Source organism: uncultured Mesonia sp. (genome assembly GCA_947499595.1).
GTDB classification, from domain to species: Bacteria; Bacteroidota; Bacteroidia; order Flavobacteriales; family Flavobacteriaceae; genus Mesonia; species Mesonia sediminis.
On sequence record CANMOY010000011.1, the window covers coordinates 40,769 to 64,944 of the forward strand.

At 36.9% G+C, this 24,176-nt stretch carries 26 protein-coding genes; 17 read left to right on the plus strand and 9 right to left on the minus strand.

What is annotated here, in order from left to right; translation table 11 throughout:
* Window positions 1–2 precede the first annotated feature (2 nt).
* From ACH2AZ_RS11375 to ACH2AZ_RS11440, 14 genes are all read left to right on the plus strand, one after another.
* Window positions 3–2,507, plus strand: coding sequence for a heavy metal translocating P-type ATPase (locus ACH2AZ_RS11375; protein ID WP_394907936.1), 2,505 nt, complete (start codon window positions 3–5; stop codon window positions 2,505–2,507).
* A gap of 4 nt (window positions 2,508–2,511) precedes the next feature.
* Window positions 2,512–3,303, plus strand: coding sequence for a cation transporter (locus ACH2AZ_RS11380; protein ID WP_027879802.1), 792 nt, complete (start codon window positions 2,512–2,514; stop codon window positions 3,301–3,303).
* Between the two features lie 26 nt (window positions 3,304–3,329).
* Window positions 3,330–3,812 (plus strand): DUF305 domain-containing protein, encoded by a 483-nt coding sequence (locus tag ACH2AZ_RS11385; RefSeq protein ID WP_147861252.1) that lies wholly within the window; start codon window positions 3,330–3,332, stop codon window positions 3,810–3,812.
* Window positions 3,802–5,577 carry an efflux RND transporter periplasmic adaptor subunit gene (locus tag ACH2AZ_RS11390; protein WP_394907937.1) on the plus strand — a complete coding sequence of 592 codons (1,776 nt, stop codon included), beginning with the start codon at window positions 3,802–3,804 and terminating at the stop codon, window positions 5,575–5,577. Before ACH2AZ_RS11385 ends, ACH2AZ_RS11390 begins: the two co-directional genes overlap by 11 nt.
* A gap of 32 nt (window positions 5,578–5,609) precedes the next feature.
* Window positions 5,610–6,101, plus strand: coding sequence for a heavy-metal-associated domain-containing protein (locus tag ACH2AZ_RS11395; protein WP_394907938.1), 492 nt, complete (start codon window positions 5,610–5,612; stop codon window positions 6,099–6,101).
* A gap of 379 nt (window positions 6,102–6,480) precedes the next feature.
* A complete protein-coding gene (locus tag ACH2AZ_RS11400; protein ID WP_394907939.1) occupies window positions 6,481–6,843 on the plus strand; it encodes a hypothetical protein in 363 nt (120 codons plus the stop codon).
* Window positions 6,844–7,072: 229 nt separating this feature from the next.
* Window positions 7,073–10,141 (plus strand): type I restriction endonuclease subunit R, encoded by a 3,069-nt coding sequence (locus ACH2AZ_RS11405; protein WP_394907940.1) that lies wholly within the window; start codon window positions 7,073–7,075, stop codon window positions 10,139–10,141.
* A 140-nt stretch (window positions 10,142–10,281) separates the two neighbouring features.
* Window positions 10,282–11,910 carry a class I SAM-dependent DNA methyltransferase gene (locus tag ACH2AZ_RS11410; protein WP_394907941.1) on the plus strand — a complete coding sequence of 543 codons (1,629 nt, stop codon included), beginning with the start codon at window positions 10,282–10,284 and terminating at the stop codon, window positions 11,908–11,910.
* Entirely contained in the window at window positions 11,903–13,216 is a 1,314-nt protein-coding gene (locus ACH2AZ_RS11415; protein ID WP_394907942.1) for a restriction endonuclease subunit S, read from the plus strand. Before ACH2AZ_RS11410 ends, ACH2AZ_RS11415 begins: the two co-directional genes overlap by 8 nt.
* 76 nt (window positions 13,217–13,292) lie before the next feature.
* A complete protein-coding gene (locus ACH2AZ_RS11420) occupies window positions 13,293–13,955 on the plus strand; it encodes an SAM-dependent methyltransferase (protein ID WP_394907943.1) in 663 nt (220 codons plus the stop codon).
* Between the two features lie 30 nt (window positions 13,956–13,985).
* Window positions 13,986–14,891, plus strand: coding sequence for an endonuclease/exonuclease/phosphatase family protein (locus ACH2AZ_RS11425; RefSeq protein WP_394907944.1), 906 nt, complete (start codon window positions 13,986–13,988; stop codon window positions 14,889–14,891).
* Window positions 14,892–14,939: 48 nt separating this feature from the next.
* The gene (locus tag ACH2AZ_RS11430) at window positions 14,940–15,359 is read left to right on the plus strand and encodes a PH domain-containing protein (protein ID WP_394907945.1); all 420 of its coding nucleotides are present in this window, start codon (window positions 14,940–14,942) and stop codon (window positions 15,357–15,359) included.
* Between the two features lie 29 nt (window positions 15,360–15,388).
* Window positions 15,389–16,054, plus strand: coding sequence for a hypothetical protein (locus ACH2AZ_RS11435; RefSeq protein ID WP_394907946.1), 666 nt, complete (start codon window positions 15,389–15,391; stop codon window positions 16,052–16,054).
* Window positions 16,055–16,178: 124 nt separating this feature from the next.
* Window positions 16,179–16,925, plus strand: coding sequence for a flavodoxin family protein (locus ACH2AZ_RS11440; RefSeq protein ID WP_394907947.1), 747 nt, complete (start codon window positions 16,179–16,181; stop codon window positions 16,923–16,925).
* A gap of 37 nt (window positions 16,926–16,962) precedes the next feature.
* Here ACH2AZ_RS11440 and ACH2AZ_RS11445 read toward each other — a convergent pair whose 3' ends face one another.
* From ACH2AZ_RS11445 to ACH2AZ_RS11455, 3 genes are all read right to left on the minus strand, one after another.
* On the minus strand, window positions 16,963–17,547 hold the full coding sequence (locus ACH2AZ_RS11445) for a DUF1989 domain-containing protein (protein ID WP_394907948.1): 585 nt from the start codon (window positions 17,545–17,547) through the stop codon (window positions 16,963–16,965).
* Window positions 17,548–17,564: 17 nt separating this feature from the next.
* Window positions 17,565–18,239, minus strand: coding sequence for a guanitoxin biosynthesis heme-dependent pre-guanitoxin N-hydroxylase GntA (gene gntA, locus ACH2AZ_RS11450; protein ID WP_394907949.1), 675 nt, complete (start codon window positions 18,237–18,239; stop codon window positions 17,565–17,567).
* 96 nt (window positions 18,240–18,335) lie between these two features.
* Window positions 18,336–18,599, minus strand: coding sequence for a SemiSWEET family sugar transporter (locus ACH2AZ_RS11455; RefSeq protein ID WP_394907950.1), 264 nt, complete (start codon window positions 18,597–18,599; stop codon window positions 18,336–18,338).
* Between the two features lie 169 nt (window positions 18,600–18,768).
* Here ACH2AZ_RS11455 and ACH2AZ_RS11460 point away from each other — a divergent pair, with 169 nt between their 5' ends.
* Both ACH2AZ_RS11460 and ACH2AZ_RS11465 read left to right on the plus strand, forming a co-directional pair.
* Window positions 18,769–18,912, plus strand: a complete 144-nt coding sequence (locus tag ACH2AZ_RS11460; protein WP_394907951.1) for a hypothetical protein — start codon at window positions 18,769–18,771, stop codon at window positions 18,910–18,912.
* A 25-nt stretch (window positions 18,913–18,937) separates the two neighbouring features.
* Window positions 18,938–19,399 (plus strand): MgtC/SapB family protein, encoded by a 462-nt coding sequence (locus ACH2AZ_RS11465; RefSeq protein WP_394907952.1) that lies wholly within the window; start codon window positions 18,938–18,940, stop codon window positions 19,397–19,399.
* Between the two features lie 9 nt (window positions 19,400–19,408).
* Here ACH2AZ_RS11465 and ACH2AZ_RS11470 read toward each other — a convergent pair whose 3' ends face one another.
* From ACH2AZ_RS11470 to ACH2AZ_RS11490, 5 genes are all read right to left on the minus strand, one after another.
* Window positions 19,409–19,963 (minus strand): hypothetical protein, encoded by a 555-nt coding sequence (locus tag ACH2AZ_RS11470; protein WP_394907953.1) that lies wholly within the window; start codon window positions 19,961–19,963, stop codon window positions 19,409–19,411.
* 6 nt (window positions 19,964–19,969) lie between these two features.
* Entirely contained in the window at window positions 19,970–20,581 is a 612-nt protein-coding gene (locus tag ACH2AZ_RS11475; RefSeq protein WP_394907954.1) for an FMN-binding negative transcriptional regulator, read from the minus strand.
* A gap of 2 nt (window positions 20,582–20,583) precedes the next feature.
* On the minus strand, window positions 20,584–21,108 hold the full coding sequence (locus ACH2AZ_RS11480) for a DUF421 domain-containing protein (protein ID WP_394907955.1): 525 nt from the start codon (window positions 21,106–21,108) through the stop codon (window positions 20,584–20,586).
* A 108-nt stretch (window positions 21,109–21,216) separates the two neighbouring features.
* A complete protein-coding gene (locus ACH2AZ_RS11485; protein ID WP_379042554.1) occupies window positions 21,217–22,059 on the minus strand; it encodes a YqiA/YcfP family alpha/beta fold hydrolase in 843 nt (280 codons plus the stop codon).
* Window positions 22,056–22,970, minus strand: coding sequence for a helix-turn-helix transcriptional regulator (locus ACH2AZ_RS11490; RefSeq protein ID WP_394907956.1), 915 nt, complete (start codon window positions 22,968–22,970; stop codon window positions 22,056–22,058). Before ACH2AZ_RS11490 ends, ACH2AZ_RS11485 begins: the two co-directional genes overlap by 4 nt.
* A 179-nt stretch (window positions 22,971–23,149) precedes the next feature.
* Here ACH2AZ_RS11490 and ACH2AZ_RS11495 point away from each other — a divergent pair, with 179 nt between their 5' ends.
* Entirely contained in the window at window positions 23,150–23,302 is a 153-nt protein-coding gene (locus ACH2AZ_RS11495) for a YqaE/Pmp3 family membrane protein (protein WP_147861234.1), read from the plus strand.
* Between the two features lie 397 nt (window positions 23,303–23,699).
* Here the strand turns inward: ACH2AZ_RS11495 and ACH2AZ_RS11500 are convergent, their stop codons facing one another.
* Window positions 23,700–24,164 carry a hypothetical protein gene (locus ACH2AZ_RS11500; protein ID WP_394907957.1) on the minus strand — a complete coding sequence of 155 codons (465 nt, stop codon included), beginning with the start codon at window positions 24,162–24,164 and terminating at the stop codon, window positions 23,700–23,702.
* Window positions 24,165–24,176: the final 12 nt, after the last annotated feature.

The following is a 24,176-nucleotide window of genomic DNA, read 5'->3' on the forward strand; positions in this document are numbered from 1 at the left end:
CAATGAAACACACATATCACATACACGGAATGACTTGTAACGGTTGTCGCAGTCACGTAGAAAAAACGCTCTCTAAAGTAGAAGGTGTTTCAAAAGCAACAGTCGATTTAGAAAAGGCAGAAGCTACCATAGAAATGGAATCACACATACCTATAGAAACATTTCAAGAAGCCTTAAAAAAAGATAGTGATAGATACACTATCCATAATCAAGGTGAACATCATCATCATCATACCAAAGGTAAAAAGGAAAAGCAACAAAAAGGGAAAGGCACAGGCACATTTTATTGTCCTATGCATTGCGAAGGCGATAAAACTTATGATAAACCAGGCGATTGTCCTGTTTGCGGAATGGATTTGGTGGAAGAACAAAATCTATCAGCAACTTCAAAGGAACAATGGACGTGTCCGATGCATCCAGAAATTGTAAAAGACGAAGCAGGTTCTTGTCCTATTTGCGGGATGGATTTAGTGCCAATGCAACCAGATCTTTCTGCGGAGGAAAAAACCTATAAAAAACTATTGAAAAAGTTTTGGATAGCAACAGCATTTACACTGCCTATTTTCTTAATCGCTATGAGCGAAATGCTACATAACAATCCGTTATACGATATAATGGAACAGAAATATTGGAATTGGATTCAGTTTGCTTTATCCATTCCAGTTGTATTTTATGCGACTTGGATGTTTTTTGAGCGTGCATATAGAAGCATAAAAACGTGGAATCTCAATATGTTCACACTCATTGGAATCGGTGCAGGTGTGGCTTGGTTATTTAGTGTGTTTGGGATGTTATTTCCAGATGTGTTTCCAGCACAGTTTAAAACTGAATCAGGTGCAGTACACGTCTATTTTGAAGCAGCAACGGTTATTCTAACCTTGGTGCTTTTAGGACAGTTGTTAGAAGCGCGAGCACATAGCAAAACCAATTCGGCAGTAAAAGAATTATTAAAGTTAGCACCTAATAAAGCCATTAAAATGGTAGATGGTGAAGAAGTTGAAGTCAGTATAGATAAGATAGAATTAAATGATATTCTAAAAGTAAAACCAGGCGATAAAATCCCTGTTGATGGTGTGATAACAGAAGGCGAAACAACTATTGATGAATCTATGATTACTGGAGAACCTATTCCTGTAAACAAATCTCAACACGATAAAGTAAGTAGCGGAACAATTAACGGGAATCAATCATTCTTAATGAAAGCAGAAAAAGTAGGAAGTGATACGTTACTTTCACAAATCATTCATATGGTTAATGATGCCAGTAGAAGTCGCGCACCTATCCAAAATTTAGCTGATAAAGTATCAGGGTATTTTGTACCAGTTGTAGTTATTATATCGATAATCACATTTATTATTTGGGCAATTTGGGGTCCAGAACCTGCTTATGTTTATGCATTAGTCAATGCAATTGCAGTACTAATCATTGCGTGTCCTTGTGCTTTAGGTTTAGCAACACCAATGTCTGTAATGGTTGGCGTGGGCAAAGGTGCTCAAAATGGTGTATTGATTAAAAATGCTGAAGCTCTTGAAAAAATGGATAAGGTAAATACGCTTATCGTTGACAAGACAGGAACAATTACCGAAGGAAAACCAACAGTTGAAACCGTTGGTGCTTTTAATGCTGCTTTAAGCGAAAAAGAAGTGTTACAATACATCGTTTCATTAAATACCAATAGCGAACATCCTTTGGCAGAAGCGACAGTTAAATATGGCAAAGAACACAACGCAGAAATTTTAAAGTCCGAAGATTTTAGTGCAGTCACAGGAAAAGGTGTTGAAGCAATAATAAACGATAAAAAAGTAGCATTAGGAAATCCTAAAATGATGGAATATGCCAACGCAGATATTACTTCTAAAATGAAAGACGAAGCTAAATCTTACCAAAAACAAGGTAAGACAGTTTCTTATTTATCATTAGATGAAACCGTTGTAGGATATGTTGTTATAGGAGATAAAATAAAAGAAACAAGTGCCAAAGCGATTAAAGCACTTCAAGATAAAGGGATTGATGTTATAATGCTTACAGGCGATAATCACGATACAGCACAAGCTGTATCATCAGAATTAAATCTTGCAGATTTTAAAGCCAGTATGCTACCAGAAGATAAACTCAAAGAAGTTGAGAAATTGCAAGAAAAAGGAAAAGTAGTTGCTATGGCAGGTGATGGTATTAATGATGCACCGGCATTGGCAAAAAGCGATGTAGGTATAGCCATGGGTACAGGAACAGATGTCGCTATTGAAAGTGCTATGATTACATTGGTAAAAGGCGATTTACACGGCATAGTAAAGGCTAAAAATTTAAGTCATTCCGTAATGAAGAATATTAAGCAGAATTTATTTTTTGCACTTATTTATAACACATTAGGAGTACCTATTGCAGCAGGTGTGTTATTCCCATTCTTTGGTATTTTATTATCGCCAATGATAGCAGCTTTAGCAATGAGTTTTAGTTCGGTTTCGGTAATAGGTAACGCATTACGATTAAGAACAAAAAACATTTAATTATATGCAGAAAACAGTTTTCAAAATATCAAAAATGGATTGTCCTTCTGAAGAAAATCTAATTAAGATGAAGCTATCTGATATAGATGGTATCAAACAACTTGATTTTAATTTAGAAGAAAGAATCTTAACACTATATCATAATTCAAATGTAAATGAAATTGGTAATGCCTTAAATGAATTAAAATTAAATGAAAGTTTAATCAGTTCAGAAGATACAGACACAATTATTACTGAATCTACAAGGAGTCAATCCAAACTGTTGTGGACGGTTCTAATCATCAATTTTGCATTTTTTATTATCGAAATGAGTACAGGACTTATTTCAAAATCAATGGGATTAGTTGCTGATAGTTTAGATATGTTGGCAGATTCATTTGTTTACGGATTGAGTTTAATAGCGGTTGGTGGTACAGTTTTAAAAAAGAAACGGATTGCAAAATATGCAGGCTATTTTCAGATAACACTTGCAATTATCGGAATCGTTGAGGTAATACGTAGATTTTTAGGCTATGAAGCTTTACCTGTATTTTCAACAATGATTATAGTTTCAGTATTTGCTTTGATTGCAAATGGCATTTGCTTGTACCTCTTACAAAAATCTAAAAGTCAAGAAGCACATATGCGTGCCAGTATGATTTTTACCTCTAACGATATTATAATAAATCTTGGCGTAATTACAGCAGGCGTTTTAGTCAATTGGCTGCATTCTGGTATTCCAGATTTAATTATAGGAATCATTGTATTTGGATTGGTGATACAAGGTGCATTCAGGATATTAAAATTAAGTAAGTAAAAAGTTTAACTATAAAATCAAAAAATATGGAAAATTCAAAAGAACACTCAAACAAAGGAAATTACAAAACCTTCTTTATAATGTTGGCTTGCTCATTTGTAGCAATGTACATAACGATGTATTTAAACACCTATTCCATAGACCACGTATGGTTTAGTCTAACACGATTCTATATGACGTGTTTAGGGATTTCAACAATGGCAGTAATAATGTGGTTTTTTATGCGAAAAATGTATAATGATAGAAAGAAAAACATAGCAATTCTTGCAGGTAGTTTTATTCTGTTTATAGGGGCTTTGGGGTTAGTAAGAGCACAATCACCAATAATTGGTGATGTCCTTTGGATGAAAGCAATGATACCGCATCATTCTATCGCTATTTTAACAAGTGAAAGAGCAGATATAAAAGACCCAGAAGTAAAAAAACTGGCAGAAGATATTATTGAAGCACAACGCAAGGAAATAGAAGAAATGAAAGCAATGATAAAACGATTAGAAAATGAAAAATAATAAAATAGTCATATACATAGGTTTGTTGGCAGTAGGTTTGCTCTTGGGTTGGTTCCTATTTGGTGGTTCATCAAAAGAAGCAGACCATAATCACAATGAAGTTACACAAACCAATCAAATGTGGACCTGTTCTATGCACCCACAAATTATGCAACCAGAACCAGGTGATTGTCCTATTTGTGGAATGGACTTAATTCCTGCCGAAGCTGGTGCAGATGGATTAACAGCAGATCAGTTTAAATTAACAGCTAATGCAATGGCTTTAGCCAATATTCAAACAACTGTTGTAGGCAAGGGAAATGTTGAAGGCAACACCATAAAGTTATCTGGTAAAATTGCTGAAAACGAAGAAGCCAATGCAGTACAGGTAAGTTATTTCGCTGGAAGAATTGAACGTTTGAATGTGAGTTTTACAGGCGAAGAAGTTCGTAAAGGTCAGCTATTAGCTACCATTTATTCGCCAGAATTGTATGCGGCACAACAAGAACTCATTACGGCAGCATCTTTAAAGGAATCACAACCTGCTTTATACAAAGCAGCCCGTAATAAATTGAAATTATGGAAACTCTCTGAAACACAAATCAATCAAATTGAATCTACAGGAAAAGTAAAAGAGAACTTTCCAGTTTATGCAACTGTTTCAGGAACAGTAACCGAAAAATTAGTAGAACAAGGCGATTACGTTAAACAAGGGCAACCGTTGCTTAAAATTGCAAATCTAAATACGGTTTGGGCAAACTTTGATGTCTATGAAAATCAAATCGATTTATTTAAAAAGGGACAAGAAGTTTTAGTGACTACAAACGCTTATCCTAATAAAGAGTTTAAAGGTAAAGTTGATTTCATTGACCCAGTTTTAAACACGAAAACAAGAACTGTAACCTTACGTGTTGTTTTAAACAATAAGGACGATGTATTTAAACCAGGAATGTTTGTAACCGCAAATATTGAAGGCAGTACAGCTAAAAATGATGAGGTATTAACAATTCCAGCAACTGCTGTACTTTGGACAGGAGAGCGTTCTGTGGTGTATTTAAAAACAAGTCAAGACCAGCCTGTTTTTGAAATGCGTGAAGTGAAATTAGGAAATCAAATAGGAAATGAATACGAGGTTTTGGAAGGATTGTTTGCAGGAAATGAAATAGTAACTAACGGAACATTTACGGTTGATGCAGCAGCACAATTACAAGGCAAAAAGTCTATGATGAATAAAGATGGTGGTAAAGTAATGACTGGACACGAAGGTCATTTAGGTATGGATAACAATGCATCTAACAAAGAAAGTGACCACACTAATATGAATGAGCGTTTGGAAGTATCAGAGAAATTTCAACAACAGTTAAATAGTGTTTACAATGCGTATATCAATTTAAAAGATGCTTTAGTAAAAGAAGATTCAATAAGTACTTCAGCAAACGCAACAACTTTATTAAATAAATTGAACAAAGTAGATATGAAATTGTTGTCAGATAATAAGGCGCATAACCATTGGATGTCATTAGAAGGCGAAATAAAATCTTCTGCAACTTCAATTTCTGAAACGTCCGATATAAAATCACAAAGAGACCATTTTAAACATTTATCATCACATCTAATCAATGCTGTACAACTATTTGGTATCAATGAAAAGGTCTATGTAGAATTTTGTCCAATGGCAGATAACAATAATGGTGCTTATTGGTTAAGCAAAGAAGAAAAAGTAATCAATCCATATTTTGGCGAAGCAATGCTAACCTGTGGTGAAGTAAAACAAGTAATAGAATAATAAATCAAGTAATAACAATTAAATTTTAAACAATGAATTTTTCAAAGAAAAATCACGAACACAAAAACAAAAATGTAATCGACGTGAGTAAAAAAGTAATTTTAAGTGTAGCTGTAATAGCAGCATTAGGTTTAACAAGTTGTAAAAACGAAACCAAAAAAGAAACAGAAACCACAACTACTGAAATGTCAAAAGATATGGCAATGACAGACCTGTCTTTTGGCGTACGTGGAAACTGCGGAATGTGTAAAAAGACCATCGAAAAAGCTGCGCGTAGTGTAGACGGTGTGGCTTCTGCCGAATGGAACCGCACACAAAAACGCATTGCCATTCAATACGATGCCCAAAAAGCCGATGTTATGGGCGTGCAAGAAGCCATCGCTGCGGCCGGTTATGATACCGAGCAAATAGCAGCCGATGAAAATGCTTATAAGAATTTACCTGATTGCTGCCAGTACGACCGCAGCATGGCGATGAACCAAACCGATGCGAGCGAAGCCGCTCACGAGGAACACGCCCACTAAGGGAAGCCACCAAGAGCCTGTTCGCAGGCTCTTTTTTTTTGTTTAAACTTCGGGCTGGTTTTAGCCTAACTTACTTTTCTTTTTTTCTGTTTATTATTCTTATTGCTTAGCATATCTTGTTTTTCCGTCAAGCGGAATGGATTTATTCTAACCCAAACTATTGCTTATTGCTATTTTAGGACGGCTTCGACAGCAAATGACGAAGTGCTGACCTAAGTTTGTGGTAGCTTTTTGCTGCTTGCAAGCGCAATAGCTTCGCCTGGTTTTATGCCTTTACGTGAAGACTAGGATAGCGGTTCGAAGTTTTGAGAGGAAAATGCAAGCAGATAAAGGGGGATAAGGAAATAACAAAATGAAAATAAACTAAAACTAAAGCAAGATGAAAAAAATATGGATGAGTGTACTAGGCTGTTTAATGGGTTTTATGCTGCAAGCACAAGACTGCGATGAACTTATGGATTATGTGAAAAAGCAAGATTACGGAACCACTTACAGCAGTCCGTTGAGCGATGCTGTGACCAAAGTCACTTTTTATGAAGTGACGATTGATTACCGTACGCATTACTTTGCTATTGTCTGCTTTAAATCGGGTTATATAGGCTGCGATGAGTACATTTACAAGGTAGGCTCAACCACTCAAACGCATTATGCGGTACACTATTTAAACAGTGCCGGCAAGGCCTTTTGGAAGTACATCAGGCCGTATCATAAAAACCTAAAATGCAGTCCGAGTTTTGAATAAGGGGGGGACTAAGCAGGGCTGGGGGGAGTTTTCATTAGCACAAGATCTAGTCTAATTTTTAAGGTTCACGATTAATTCCCTGAGCAAGGCGGAGTAAAATCGAGCAATTATGAATCGTTCTTTTCTTACGAATAAATAAAAAAGTTTATATCTTTATGGCTTTTCCTAGTTTCCTATTATCATCTTTTGGTATTTATAGGCTTATTAGTTTTATCGAGAATATATTTTTATGAATTTCAACGAAGACTCCAGAGTAAAAATACCCGCAATTCTGCATTTAACCCGTCTAGGGTATACTTATCTTTCTTTGAAAGATGCTATTTGGGATAAAGAAACCAATATTTTTATCGATGTTTTTAAAACATCAATAGCTAAAATAAATCCAGATTTAACCTCAATTCAAATCGATAGACTGTACCAAGATATAGCTCTGGATTTAGAAAATGAGGACTTAGGGAAAGCTTTTTTTCAAAAACTCCTAAATCGCTCTGGAACGCGAATAATTGATTTTGAAAATTTTGAGAACAATGATTTTCATGTGGTAACGGAATTAACCTATAAAAACGGTGAAGATGAATTTAGACCTGATGTTATTTGTTTGATTAATGGAATGCCACTGGTGTTTATTGAAGTTAAAAAACCGAATAACAGAAACGGGGTATTAGAAGAACGCAACCGGATCAATAAGCGTTTTCAAAATAAAAAGTTTAGAAAATTTGTCAACCTTACGCAGTTTATGGTTTTCTCTAACAATATGGAATATGACGATAATGAAATTGAACCTTGGCAAGGTGCTTTTTATGCGTCGCCATCTTATGTAAAACCTATTTTTAATTATTTCAGGGAAGAAATTGGTTTTAACTTATCGCAGGTTCTACAACCTTTAGACGAATCGGTTGAGGCCTTTGTATTAAAAGATACCAATTACCCTTCTATAAAGAATAGCGAAGAATACAAAACCAATAAAAATCCCGATAGGCCAACTAATCGTATTTTAACCTCCTTATTATCTAAAGAGCGTTTACAATTTGTACTACAATACGCATTAGCCTATGTAAAAGAGACTAGCGGTTTACAAAAGCATATAATGCGATACCCGCAATTATTCGCTACCAAAGCAATTGAGGCCCACTTAGATGAGGGCAAAAAGAAAGGTATTATTTGGCATACACAAGGATCAGGTAAAACCGCTTTAGCGTACTACAACACCCATTTTTTAACCGACTATTTTCAAAGGAAAAAAGTTATTCCAAAATTCTACTTTATCGTAGATCGTTTGGATTTATTAACGCAGGCCAGAGATGAATTTACCGCACGTGGACTTAAAGTACATACCGTAAGTTCTCGTGATGAATTTGTAGCCGACTTACAAAAAACTACCGCCGTTTATAACGATAAGGGGCAGCGTGAAATCACTGTGGTAAACATTCATAAGTTTAAGGATGAAACTGATGTAAGCCGAGAAACCGATTACAACATCAACATACAACGGGTGTACTTTTTAGATGAGGTACACCGTAGCTATAATCCTAAAGGTAGCTTTTTGGCAAACTTAGAACAGTCTGATAAAAACGCCATAAAAATAGGATTAACGGGTACACCTTTAATTGGTGAAAGCTTAAAATCGAGAGACTTATTCGGTAACTATATTCATAAGTATTATTACAATAAATCTATTGCAGATGGCTACACTTTAAAACTTATCCGTGAGGAGATTGAAACAGAATACAAAGTGTTACTTAAAAAAGCCTTGGATAGTATTGACGTATTAAAAGGCGATTTAGATAAAAAGATAGCCTATGCGCATCCAGCATTTGTTGCGCCAATGCTCGATTATATCGTAAAAGATTTAGAGATGTTTCGTCAACGTAATGCCGATGCTTCAACTGGCGGAATGGTAATTTGCGACAGCAGCGAGCAAGCCAAAGAGATGTTCAAGATTTTTAATAGCTACAATGAGAGCGAGACAGAAGATGCTAACTTACCACAAGCAGCCGAAGAAACCAGCGAATACTTAAGCAAACAAAAAGAAAGTTACAAGGTTAAAAAAGCAGCACTTATTTTATACGATAGTGGTACTAAAGATGAGTTGGAGCAATGGCGCGATGATTTTAAAGCAGGTAAAATAGATCTCTTATTTGTTTACAATATGTTGCTAACTGGTTTTGATGCTAAACGTTTAAAGAAAATTTATTTAGGGCGTATCATTAAAGCACATAACTTATTGCAGGCCTTGACGCGTGTTAACCGCACGTATAAAAACTATCGTTTCGGTTATGTGGTAGATTTTGCAGATATATCTAAAGAGTTCGATAAAACCAACAAAGCTTACTTTGATGAGCTTCAAGAGGTGTTGGGTGACGAAATGGAAAGCTACTCCAACCTCTTTATGTCGCGTGAGGAAATGGAGAAGAACATCTTAGAGATTAAAGAAAAATTAGCTGATTTCGACCTAAAGAATGCTGAAAACTTTTCATCCCAAATTTCACAAATCCATGAGCATTCCGAGATGCTTCAAATTAAAAAAGCACTGGACGATGCGCGCTCTTTATATAACATCATTCGTTTGGTGGGAGATTATGAATTGTTAGAGAAAATCGACTTCAGAAAACTAAACACCTTGCGGATTGAAGCCGAAAACCATTTGGCATTAATGAATGCTAAAAATGCTTTGGAGACCAACGAAGAGATAGGCAACTTACTGAATGTGGCTTTGGAGGACGTGCTTTTTATGTTCAAAAAAGTAGGTGAAGCAGAAATGGTGTTGGCAGATCAGCTAAAGGATATGCTTAAAAAAACACGCGAAGCTTTAGGTGGAAATTTCGATACCAAAGACCCAGAATGGGTATCTTTGTACGATGAGTTGCGCAGACTTTTCGACAATAAAAATTTAAGTGAAGTTTCTCGTGAAGAAATGGAAGCGAATATGACCTCGCTAAAACAGATTCACGAAAAAATAAAAGAACTGAATCGTAAGAACGATTTATTAAAAGATAAATACCAAGGCGATACCAAATATGCACGTGTGCAAAAACGATTGGTAGAAGCCGGTAAGCCCTCTAAACTTAAGACCGTAATTATTGAAGCCTTGCAGCACATAAAAGAAGAAACAGACGTAGCTGTACTCAATCGTGCCGATAGTTTAAACAATGAACATTATTTTGGGCAATTGGTAGCACGTTTGGTATTTCAAGAATTTAGCAAGCAAAAAGTTGCTATGGATGTTGAAACTGTAGAATTTATAAAAAATATTATCGTAGAAGAATATTTAAATGAATATTATGGGCGTAGTGCTTAATTTCAAATTAGAAGCGTTTTCTAATCAACTAACCCTTAAATATCGCATAAATGTAAAAATAGATAAATTTTAAACTATCTATTTTGAACACTTTGTCACAAATAACAAATTATTCATGAAAAAATAGACTTAGTAAAACAATGACCAAAGAGATTAATAAAAAACCCTTTGTAATAAAAACCAAGACACTTATAGACGAGCTTAAAGCCGTTTGTGCAAATTATGGTTTGGGTAACGACGGCAATGAGTTTAAAATCATTAGCCAGATATTTTTATACAAATTTTTAAACGACAAATTCGCTTATGAGGTTAAACAGGTCAAGCCGGAATTGGCGCATACCGATAACTGGGAAAAAGAATTAGCAAAAATACCAGACAATGAATACCAAATGCTACGCTACCAAATGAGCGATAGCACCGCATTTTTATTGCCACACCAGTTAATCCCAAATCTATTTGAACGCCAAAACGAACCCGATTTTGCCAAAACAGTAGACGATACCTTAATGGATATTGCCCAAACCAACAACGATTTGTTTGCTGTAAAAACCGAAGACGGACAAAAAATACGCCTTTTTGACCGTATTACTGAGTTTGTAAGCAGCAAACGAGACGCTTTCGCAAAAGCCTTATTTAACAAACTCACTATTTTTAATTTTGAAAATATAATGGGCGAAGGCTTCGACTTTTTCTCAACTATTTTTGAATACCTCATTAAAGACTACAACAGCGATGCTGGTGGTAAGTATGCCGAATACTACACCCCACACGCCGTTTCTAAAATTATTGCCAACATCTTGGTGCCAGAACCCGTGAGCAATAAAACCATTTACGACCCTAGTGCAGGTTCGGGTACCTTGTTAATGAATTTGGCACACGCTATAGGTCACGATAAATGTACGGTGTACTCGCAAGACATTTCTCAAAAATCGTCTAACCTGTTGCGTTTAAATTTGGTGCTGAACAATTTGGTGCACAGTATAGAAAATGTGATACAAGGGAACACAATGACCGACCCATATCACAAAAAAGACGGCAAACTGCGCCAGTTTGATTATATAGTAAGTAATCCACCATTTAAGCTCGATTTTAGTGATGATGTAGATAACTTAAAGAAAAAGGAAAACAAAGACCGCTTTTTTGCAGGTGTACCCAATGTGCCCAAAAAGGCGAAAGACAAAATGGCAATTTATACCTTGTTTTTACAACACATTATGCACAGCCTTAATGCTACGGGAAAAGCCGCGATTGTAGTGCCAACAGGTTTTATTACCGCACAAAGTGGTATAGATAAAAAAATACGCCAGAAACTGGTAGACAACAAAATGCTGGCAGGTGTGGTAAGTATGCCATCTAACATTTTTGCCACCACAGGTACCAATGTCTCTATTGTGTTTTTAGATAAAGAAAACAAAGAAGATGTGGTATTGATAGATGCCTCTAATTTAGGCACTACGGTAAAAGAGGGTAAAAACCAGAAAACCCTATTAAGCGAAGCCGAAGAAAACCGAATAATAAACACCTTTACCAAAAAGGAAGTTGAAGAAGATTTCTCGGTAGTGGTGAAGTACGATGATATAAAAGCAAAAAACTACTCTTTAAGTGCAGGACAGTATTTTGAAGTAAAGATTGAATACGTAGATATTACTGCGGAAGAATTTGATGCGAAACTGAAAGGTTTTGAAAGGAATTTAGATAAGCTATTTGCTGAAAGTGATACGTTGGAAAAAGAGATTCAAAATAATTTGAAGAGTTTGAAATATGAGTAAAACAATTCAAATAAATGATATTGCGGTTCTAAATAAGAAAACTTATAAGAAAGATGAATTTCCAGAAGTAGTTTATTATTTAGATACAGGAAGTCTGACTAAAAACAGCATAGAAGCTCTACAAAAGCTTAATGTCAAATTAGATAAAGTGCCAAGTCGAGCACAGAGAAAAGTACAGAAAAATACAATTTTGTACTCTACAGTTAGACCAAATCAAGAGCATTTTGGAATAATTGAAAATATTATAGATGATTTAGTTGTGTCTACAGGTTTTACAACAATTGATGTAATTGATAGTGGTGTAGACTCAAAGTTTCTGTATTATCTAATTACTCAAAACCACTTAACCGAATATTTACATTCAGTTGCTCAAAATAGTGTTTCATCTTATCCATCGATTTCACCAAACGATATTGGTTCATTAACTTTTAATATTCCTGAATCAATTGAACACCAAAAACAAATCGCCAAAGTCTTATCCGATTTAGATGCCAAAATAGAAGTCAACAACAAAATCAATCAAGAGTTAGAGTCACTCGCCAAAAGCATTTACGACTATTGGTTTGTCCAGTTTGATTTTCCAGATCAAAACGGTAAGCCTTACAGATCTTCTGGAGGTAAAATGCTGTATAACGAAGAGTTAAAACGCGAGATTCCTGAGGGGTGGGAGGTGAAACGATTAGGTGACTTCGCTGAAATAAAAAGAGGAAAATTGATAACAGAGAAAACAGCAAATCTATCTGGAAATGTAAAGGTTGTTTCAGCAGGGATTGATTATTCGTATGTACACGATGAAGCTAATAGAGAAAAATATACAATTACGGTAAGCGGTTCAGGTGCAAATGCAGGGTTTGTAAATTTTTGGCGAGAACCAATTTTTGCAAATGATTGTACTACTGTAATAGGCAGAAATGATTTTGAAACATTCGTTATTCTTCAGTTTTTAAAATTAAGACAAGAATACATTCTCAAACAAGCAAGAGGATCTGCACAACCACACGTTTATCCTAAAGATTTAGCAGCTTTAAAAATTTTAATTCCAAATTCTGATTTGTTTGAATCCTATGGACAGAAAGTATTGGCTTTAAATGAGAAGATTTCAAATAATGATAAAGAAAACCAAAAACTCGCTGCCTTACGCGATTGGTTGTTACCAATGTTGATGAATGGGCAAGTGACTGTAAAGAGTTCCGATGAGGTTAGAGATCAAGATAAAAAGATCCTGAATCAAGTTCAGGATGACAATAAGCAAGTTCAGGATGACAGCTTGGATAGGGTTGCAGAGGAAGTAGAAAAATATAGCTAAAACAACTTCAATTAATTATTTGTTCAGTTTAAATTAATAACCAAGCATTTTATTTATTCAAATCATTTAAATCAATATGCCCAAAAACCCCAACAAAAAACCTTGGCCTACCAAAGATGCGATGGCGCAGGTATATGAACAAAACCTCTGGGGTGGGGAGCAGGAGCAGTTTTACTCGGGATTGGGCTCGCATCATCCGGCGGTGGTACAACCTTATATCTCGGCGGTACAGGACTTTTTAAAGCAATTGCCCGAAGCGCCAGTGGTTGGCGATTGGGGTTGTGGCGATTTTAATATTGGGAAAAAACTCTTGCCCCACGCCAAATACTACCAGGCCATAGATATTGTACCCAATTTAATTGCCTACAACCAAAAGCAGTTTAAGCAGGCTAACTTAAGTTTTCATTGTTTAGACCTTGCCAAAGATGAGCTACCGGTTGCCGATTGCATTTTGTTGCGGCAGGTTTTGCAACACCTCTCGAATGCCGAAATACTCGCCATAAGCAAAAAACTATCGGCTTATAAGTATGTGATACTTACCGAACATCTTCCTGAAGGTAGATTTGAACCAAACCGAGATATTATTTCGGGACAGGGTATTCGTTTAAAAAAGGGCAGCGGAGTAGATTTGCTCGCGCCGCCGTTTAATTTAGCGGTACAAGAGGTTAGGGAATTACTGCGCATAGCCTCGCCAGTCTATTCGGGAATCATTGTAACTTGGGTATATACCATGTTTTAAAATACTTTTGTCATTATAACCATAAACATTATGCGTTCTTTTTTGTCTCTATTCTTATTTATATTACTTAGCCTCAGTCTAGGCTGCAAGGCTTTTGCTCAGCAGCCGACTCCTGTATTGGCATCTGCGCAAAGCATAAGCCTAGCCGATTTGAAAGCTTATCCAAACAAGAAAGAGGGACTCCATATCATCACTTGGAACATTCAAAATCTAGGTCGTTCAAAGTCAGATGCAGAGATTGCCCAAATGGCGGCGGTCTTACGCCATGCCGATGTGGTTGCCGTGCAGGAGGTGGTGGGCAAAGATCCGGCAGGTGCGCAAGCGGTAGCTCGCTTAGCCGATGAACTCAACAGAACCGGAACAAAATGGGATTATCAGGTGAGTTTGCCAACTAAGAGTCCGTCGCCCTACATCAGCGAACGCTATGCTTTTTTATGGAAAACCCAACGTGTCCGCTTAAAGCGAAAAGCCTACCTAGACAAAGCTTTACAAGATGAGGTTTATCGCGAACCCTTTATCGGGCAATTTGAAGATAAAATTTCGGCGAAAGCATTTTATGTAATCAATTTTCACGCCCGTAAATACAACGACCAGCCCGAACGAGAAATCAAAACTATGGGTGATTATAGCGAGCGATTAAACACACAAGCCTTAATACTGGCGGGCGATTTTAATCTGACCGAGCGGCATACGGTATGGAATCCGTTTTATAAAAAGGGTTTTAATGCGGCGCTGAATAAAAATCCGACTACGCTAAAACGCAAATGCCAAGAGGGGGTTTATCGAAATCATGCGATTGATAATATGTTTTACCCCTCGGGCATCCAAAAAATAAAAGCGGCGAGCATCGATTGGGTGGGCGATTGCAATCGTTTGGAACAAGCCAGAACAGTATCTGACCATCTGCCGGTGTGGATGCATTTTAAATTAAACTGATGAGAAGTTTAAAAAAACTTGTATTTTTAAGCTTTAATTGTGCTTAATATGCAGCAGGTTTTTCATGCCAAAGTTTCTTATGGGTTGTTGCTATTGGTAGTATTATCGGTACTTACTTGTATTGCGCCATTACTCACCGAAGCTTGGGAAGATTGGTTTTGGGTCTTATTGGTATTTACGCTTTTACTAGAAGCTTTTATTTTGCATTTATTTTTATTTACGCGGTATACAATAGTAGGCGATAGCTTGCAGGTGCGCAGCGGTTGGATTCGTTACCCCGCTATACCCATTGCGCAAATCACTTTAGTAAAACCCACCAAAAGCATATTATCGGCACCAGCGCCATCTTTTAAACGCTTGGCGGTTTGTTATAACCGCTACGATGAGTTGATTGTATCGCCTAAGCAAGCCCAAGCCTTCGTAGCCGCCTTACAAGCGATTAATCCGAACATAAAAAGTGAAATTTAATCAACAATAATTTAAGTATTATAGCTAAAATGAGTGCTAAAGAATATCAATCTATGAATTTTGACAAAGAACGTTATAAGGTTTACACATGGAAACATTGGTCGATGCTGCATTGGTGCATCAACCCCGGATTAGTGATCAATGAATTGATTTTGGGGCAGCGCATACCCAAAGTCAGTTTGGTAGACAAAACCCAAGATAAGCCACTGGTAGAGCGTTCTTATGTTCCTTGTCCGCATTGCCACAGCCTACATGATTCCCGCACTTGGGCGGCCCCGAATGCTACGCTATTCAAAAACTGGTTTGGCTTATACTGTCCTAATTGTCAGCAAATCATTCCTTGCCTAATGAATGTATTTACCTTTTTGATTTTAGCTATTAGTTTCCCGCTCTGGGGCGGATTTAAAAAACGCTTGAAAACCAAATGGTTGGCACAACAACCTGCGCGTTATGAAAATTTAAATTTAGAGCAGGTCTCTCAAAAATTTAAAACCCAGAATTGGGTAAAAACCGGTTTGACTTGGGGTGCGTTTATGTTTGTTTTTATGAGTGTGTTGTATCCTTATTTTACCGGCGGAAAAATAACAGCAGTTAGCTTAGGGTTGGGTGTTGTAATCTGGACGTTAGGCGGATTGCTGTTCGGTTACTTTATGAAGGCCTATTTAAATAAAAAACCAACTATTAAAACCAAATGAATAAATCGTTTATAGACTGAATTTTGGTGAATATGCTCATTTAAAATGCTTATATTTAAGACTTTAATGCCTTACATAGACTATGTAGGCGTTATTAATTGTTGAACTTTTTAAATATAAATTTATGCAGTCTGCTCAAAAATTCCCCGATTTTACTAAGCTAAAAGCCATCTTTATCAATTGCACCTTAAAGAAATCGCCTCAAGACAGCCATACCGAAACCTTGATGCGTCAATCTATGGATATTATGACAAAAGAAGGTGTACAGCTTCGCTATATACGCTTGGTAGACCATCAAGTACCGCCAGGAGTTTATCCCGATATGACCGAACACGGTTGGGAACAAGATGAGTGGCCACAGCTAAAAGAGCAAATACTTGCCGCCGATATTTTGGTAATTGGTACACCCATTTGGTTAGGTGAAAAATCATCGGTAGCCCAAAAATTAATCGAACGCTTGTATGCCTTAAGTGGTATGACTAACGATCGCGGACAATATATTTATTACAACAAAGTAGGTGGCTGCCTGGTTACCGGCAATGAAGACGGTTTAAAACATTGTGCGCGTGATATATTGTATGCTTTACAACATATAGGGTACAGCATTCCGCCCCAAGCCGATGCGGGTTGGATTGGCGAAGTGGGACCCGGCCCAAGCTATGGCGATACCGAGTGGCAGGACCAAAGCCTCAATCAGCCTGCTGGTTTTGATAGCGATTTTACCCAGCGCAATACTACTTTTATGACTTATAATTTATTACACCTGGCGCAGATGATTCAAGCTCAAGGCGGATACAGCAACTACGGCAATAATAAAAATGCTTGGGATGAAGGCAAACGCTGGAATTTTGATAATCCTGAGTACCGTTAAACGGATGGCATCACTTTAATTTTAATGCATTGGATTTTTATGCCGTTAGAATTTCAAAATGTATAGGTTTAAAAGTACCGCCATTGCTGTCTTCGGCAGAGCAGGCTGTCAGCCCCACAATCAAGTCCATTTTCGCTTCAAAGAGAATAAAATCTCCCGCCTTACTTAATGGGGGTTCCACGCTTATTTGCCCATCTTCTTTTACTTGAACATTCATAAAGATATTAAAAGCATTCGGAATTTGATCAGGCTCTATGCCAAACGGAGCTAAGTTGGTATATAGGTTCTCAAAACAGCTGGGGTGGTAGCCCTCATATTCGTACATAATCTCGAAGGTTTCTGGACTACAGGGAGCGAGCAAAAAATCATTACGCCCATTGGTGTCTTCTACTATTTTCATCATCGGCTGACTTCGATTGGACCACAGTTGATTGCCTGTAGTTAAGAAAATATTTTCTTCAAAGTCTAGACTCTTACCAGATGATAATTTTTCGCGCGGGTCTTTCGCATTAAAAAGTACCATATCACTTACTTGCTGGCCTTTGGGGTCTATCACTTTTAAATATTCTCCTTTTTTCAATTGAAAAGCTGTTCCCGACTGTTCAGGTATTTTTTTTGTCATTTGGTCTAATTTTTTTTTTAAGCTTTATGGAAAGGACATTTCCAATTTTTTTCTGTTTTTCTACCACTGTATTGACGCGCTTCGCTAGCATCGCCAAAATCGGCTAAGACCGGGTTGATTGACCCCTGGAATGCCTTATCTCTTTTCCGAATTCGTTTTTTGACCACTTCATAACTTCCCATTTCGCGCAGTTTTTCAAATTGAGCGTGCAGGTTAAAAGCAATACTCACATAGGGTGCCTGTCTGGCCTTTCTTGAACTACGCGGGTGCATTCCAACTATATAAAATGCCCTACCGGCAATACTGAAACTAAAGTTGTTACTCGCCGGATCTGCAGAAACGCTTGAATCCCAATTGGCATTATCAACTTGGTGTATTTGGTTGAGCAATTGCCAAAGCGCTTGCTCAAAAGATTTTTCGTCTTTAAAACTAACTTCTGGAAAAACCGCAATAAAACTAGCAAATTTATTATCACCAAAATCGTATTGTTGGATGTATTCTTTTATATCGGTCACCAATTGGCGTGCGGTGCTCTGTGTATCGAAATCTGGATAACTTCTAAGAAACAAACCTTGGGTTTGATGAACACTATGCGCCATTATACAAGGGTGATTTTTGTCTACTATAAACTTACGGAAAGCTTTTTCATAGATTTTATTTGAATTTTGGTCGGTTTGGTTCGTCGGTTTCATAAGCTTTTTTTCTAAAATTACCCATTTCATCATTCTTTAGTTAACGGATTAACAGATATTTAAACAAAGCTTAAACTAGTTTAACAAACGCAGATTTTAATTCTTAGTTTTGTATTTAAAATACAACACTAGCATAGTAGCGTTGAGAGAGAACGAAATTCCATTGGTAAGTATAATAGCAATGTCATTACGTAATACACCATAAAGGGTCCATAAGCCTACCCCCATTGTTAAAATAAAAAACATCTTAGGAGAGAGATCGGCTACTTTTTTGCTTCGCCATGCTTTATACAATTGGGGGATTATTGCTGAGGTGGTACATACCCCAGCAACCAACCCTAGAAAAGTTAGCCCATCCATTGCATTTTGGGATTAAAGGTTTATCGTTAAGGATATACAATTTCAATTAAATTGTTGATATAGTAGCCATTAAGGCTATTAAATTCTAGTTAAACAGCTCTTAAGGAATTCTAAAATACCGGTGAGATTGTCTTGCTATCCTATAATTTAGTAATCAATTTAAAATGAAATGATGATGGAACAAGATGAAAAACATGCCGTAAATGAAGATAGTTTGCAAGAAAAGTATGAAGGGGAAACACATGCGAAAGGCGAGGATACCCATGCTAATAAATCGCTTTGGGAACAGATGAAGAATCTGTTTGGTTTTTAAAATAAGTTTTTAAATTAGAATGCCTATGCCTATTGAATTAGAATTAGATGTGCTACTATTTTTAAAAAATGGCTTAGCGGCTATTTTGGCTGGCTTTTTAATGGGGTTAGAACGTCAGTTAAAGGGGAAACATGCAGGCTTAAAGACCAATGTTTTAGTGGCATTAGGCGCTAATGTTTTTATAATGGCCTCCTTGGTGTTTGCTGACTTTTCGGGAACCGATCTTAGCCGGGTATTGGGGCAAGTTATTGTAGGCGTAGGATTTCTAGGTGCTGGTGTTATTTTGCCTAAAAATGGAGAGGATAAAGTAGCAGGATTGGCTACAGCCGCTACCATTTGGTGCAGTGCGGCTGCAGGATGTTTAGCAGGGCTAGGCTTGTATGCGGTACTAGGCGTTTTTACTATTATGGTAGTGTTGGTGAATCTTGTTTTTGGTTTATTGAATAGAAAAATAGATAAAAAGAAGTCGGCTAAAAAAAATAAGTAAACTTAAAGCTTAAGCATCCTCATTCGTATTTTCAATTTCTTCTTGTTCTTCATCTGATAATAAGTAATGATCTTTTCCTAAACCCACAATTTTAATGATGTTGGTTACCGTTTTGTATAATAAAAGTATTACTGTAATTAAGGTACCGCTTAGCAACGAAGAAAAAAACAAACTGATCCAATAAATATAGCTAAACCATGCCGTTGGCAAATTTTCTGCTTCGGTGATGGGAATATTGAATAACTGAAAAACAATTAATGTGACCACAAACAATACCGTTACCAGCTTTGCAATATTTAAAACTTGCACATAATGTTGATTCTTTAAGCGCGATTTGGTACTTGTACTTATACCTAAAAGGGTAAGCAATAAAGCCAAAATAGTGGCCGATGCTAAAATAATGGTATTGCACAGCATATTAATGCCAGACATCGAGGTATTCAACAGCTGCTTAGCCTCGTAGCCCGATAGGTTTCCTAGTACAAATACCGCTAAGCCAATAAAGATAAAAGCAACTAAGCCGCCACTTATGGGTCCTTTATTTTTACTGATAAAATGTTGCATATTCGTTTATTTTAATCGGTTTTCATTGCTAATGGCTTTGGCTACTTCCTTTGTGTTTTTCTCTTTTAAAAGATGTTTACAGACCTCTATCTGAGTCTCTTGCGATTGTTTTTGATGGTATTTAGCTATCGCCTGTATTTTATAAGGAATAGCTTGAAAGCCTAAAATCAATGGCAAATGTTCTTCGATTAAATTCCTTGGTAAATCTTCATAGTACAAAGGATTTTCTTGTTGACTTTCAAAATGGTTTACCAGTATTTTTAAATCTTTTTCAAGCTGCCTTTGACTACGAGGAATTAGTTTAGCGTTGATGTGAACCGCACTATAATCCCAAGTACTGATGTCTTTATGGGGGTACCAAGAAGAGGAGACATAAGCTTGAGGTCCTTGAAATATAAATAGAGCCTCTGTGCCCGATTTTAAATATTCAAACTGCGGATTGCTTTTGGCTATATGTCCTATTAGCTTAAACGCATCTGCATTACCTTCTGGCATAATGGGAATGTGGGTGGCCAGTAATTCTTCGCCTTGAATAACCATACCGCAGAAAGGATAAGCTTTTATAAAGTCAAAAATGTAGGATTTGTCTTTTTTCTGGTAAGCTTTAGGATAATACATATTTATTGATTTTTGACATCTTTAAGTAACCAATCTTCTAATTCTAAATCCTTTTGATTGGTGTGCAATACCGAAATATCTCCCGTAGTTTCAAAAACAACCGCCCGAACCTGGCTCAGCCGGCAAACGTTCGCCTCTCTTAATTTGGCGCGTAAGTCACTTTTGGTTACTCTTGCTTTTTTTAAGTTGTTATCTAAAATTTTTTGCTTATCCATCAATAATAACGGTGTATTGTCTATAGCCGTTTGCACGGATTGGTGGCGCCGTAGTTGTGCAATAAGAAATTGAAAAAGGAAAATAAAGAAACATCCAAAAACACCTTCGAGTAAACTTACCGATTGGGAGAGTAGCGTAGAAGCAATAATCGAACCCACGGCGATGGTCATGGCAAAATCAAAACCCGACATTTTGGAGAAACTGCGTTTACCAAAAATTCTTGTGAAAGCAATTACTACCAAATAAATTACTAAAGTGCTAATGCCGATGGCGATTAGGGTTTTAATATCGGTGGCGAACCAGCTTTTCATAGGATTATCTTTTTTGATTTTTATTTGTTGAAAGTTAACCAGAAAAGGAGTTCACCCTATACTTATTAATAATAAATTAATACTTATGTGTTGTTATTTAGCAATAATTTATAATTTTTGCTTGTTTTTGATAAAAGTTAAATAATTGTCTAGTAAGCCCTGAATTTGTTCGGCAGCAATGGGGTTGGCCGAGTGTACTGCAAACTGTAATTCGCTTAGGTCTATACCCGATTCATAAACCAACCATTTGGCCGCGGCATAGCCATCGGGAGCCACTTGGCCGTTATCGGCTAGGCCTAAATCGTTATCAAAACTGATGAATTCGGGTAAACCAAACCGAAGCAGGTGTTGCTTAAAAGCTTCAACACTACGTACCACGGCAAAATCTTTACAAAGCGGCGCGGGATAAACATGTTGCGGGTCGCGTATATCATCTAAAAACAAATGCTTTTTGGGCGTAAAACGCAAATCCGTAAAAAAATGATGAACAGAATTTTGAAATACTTTCAATGGGATACGATGAGCTAAGTCGGCTATAAGCTGCAGTCTAAAATAGGTCTTATTAGGAAGTTTTTGAGCGATGAATTGTAAACTTTCTTGAGCCGACACTACAGTATCGGCGGCACCTAAAGTAAAATGTAATAAGGATTCGTGCTTTGGGATTTCTTGCGGAATTTCTTGATTTAGACTTCTTCTTACCAAGGCCGGATTAAATAATAGGCCGGGCCTATTAAGCATTGCACTTAAATGATAGGCTACAAAACCGCCCATACTGCTACCTACTACAAGATCTATATTTTGATCACGATATTGGTGGTACAAGTGGTTAATTACGGTTGCATTTTCACGGTAATCGATGCTAGGAGCAATTACTTCTGCATATTTTTCTAAAAAGGCACGTTTAGGCGCGCTTAATTTACTTTCGAGTCCGTGGAGATATAAAAGTTTCATTGATCCTGGTATTTTTTATAGATTTTTTCAATTTCGTTCTGTATATGTTGGCGGTAGCTTTTGGGGGCAATGACCTCTGTGTACATACTCATTTTTAGTATTTGACCATCTAACTCATGCGTGGGCACCAGTGTTAGGTTAACAAATTGGTAACCCGATTCTGTTGCCGGTAGAATACGTTGGGAATGATGAAGCGGCAAACTGGCAAGATATTGAGCGTGCTTATTGGTTACCTTGAGTTTTATTTCTTGAGGTTGCTCATCGGTGGCAAACAACCCAACCACCCGATCATACTTTTGCAATTGATTTTGATATTGGCTTCTTGGAGTAGTGCTTAACTTACCCACACGTGGGTTTTGCATACGTTCTACCCCATAGGTGCGCACTTGGTTTTTACCCTGAGGAACCCCGATGAGGTACCAACGGTTAAGGTATTCTTTAAGCAATAAGGGTCTGATGTGTTTTTGACTCGACTGTTCTTGGCTGAATTTTTTGTAGGTAAAATGCAGATCGCAATCGAGTTTAAAAGCTTGCAATATAGGCGCTAGATTCTCGATGTTTTTAAGTTGGCTCGAATCATCAAAAACTACATAATCCAGCAGTTCGTGATGGTTTTGCAAGCCATCTCTAAAAACGTCACCCAAATTAAGCAATTCGAGAAATTTAAAAAAAGAATCGGCTTTAACACTTTTTTCGGTATCTATATAGTACCCCTGTTGATGGTTGTTATAACAAAGTTCTAACCCAAAATCGGTTTTGATTTTTTCAAAGTCACGTTCTAAGGTACGCGCCGAAATTTCAAAATCGCGCAGGGCCAAGTATTCTAAAATGGCCTCTTTGCTAGGATAGTGACGATCTCGAATAAATTGCATAATATATTGTATGCGCCGGGAAATAATGTATTTACTCATAGACGTAAAACTAGTGCAAGAGAACGACATTTGATGTCGAAGCTCTTTTGAAATTTCAAATTTATCCTCATTAGAAAATGCTAATATAATCTTAATAGGCTAAATTTTAACGTATTATGCTTTATTCTTTTTATAATTTGGTGAAAATTACTAATCCTTTATACTAAATTGAAACGATTATGTCTTTATTAACCATTATTTTAAATATTTTACTTCCGCCATTAGCCGTATTTTTAAAACATGGCTTAAGCGGCACTTTTTTCTTGAATTTAGTCTTAACCTTGATTGGTTGGTTGCCAGGGGTGATTCATGCCTTTATTGTAAACGATTAGTTAGAAGGCACTGCTCAGTTATGAACCATTAGGTTGAGAGTTTAGGCAAAGTAGGTCCTGCGTTTGATATGCTATTTGGCTAAAGCGGATTGGAATTCTGACAAAAATTCCGCTTTAAGCGAAAAAATAAAACCACAAGTTAAAGGTGTTGCCTAGACCTTTTTTATAGGTTTAGGCTTGAAGCTGTATACTCTTGATCTTTTACGATAGCCGATGCAAGTCTGCTAGGCAATTGAAAGAACAGGCGGTAAGCATAACTTTTATGAAAAATGTATGCGTTGCCTATTCTTAGGTGGCCTGAGACTGAGGCAAACGAGGAACTATCGCTAAAGTATAAATCTACTTAATTTATAGCATTTGTTGTTTAGCCGAAGCAATATTAATCTGTTGTAATTAGCTAGATAGTACTGTGAGGGGCTTTTTCTGGTTCATCTGATTCTTGTAAAAACAGGCGTCGCTGTTGTTGCATCCATGATTGTAGTGCCTTGAAAGCCTCTGGGAAAACCTCTGGAGTTGACTGCAACCATGCCTCTGGGCGACTTGAGTTTAAAAAGGTTGTATCGGCAGTAAACCACTTAAAAAGCGAATTTGTAGCGGGTATATCGTGTTTAAAATTAGCTTCCCAACTTTTTAAGAGGCTGTCTAGGGCCTTAGGTAACTCATCTACCGAGGTTGTAGAGTAGGTGTATAAACTATCGTAACGAATAAGCTTACCAGAAGAATCGTATTCTTTTTCTACCTGCCATGTACCTTGAATTGGCTGATGGTAAGGCTGGCTTTCTAGCTTTTTATTGTGCTCTTGTGCTTGGGTCAACTGGAAGGCTCCCAGTAATAACACAAGCAATAAATTTTGTATTTTCATAACGTCTTAGTT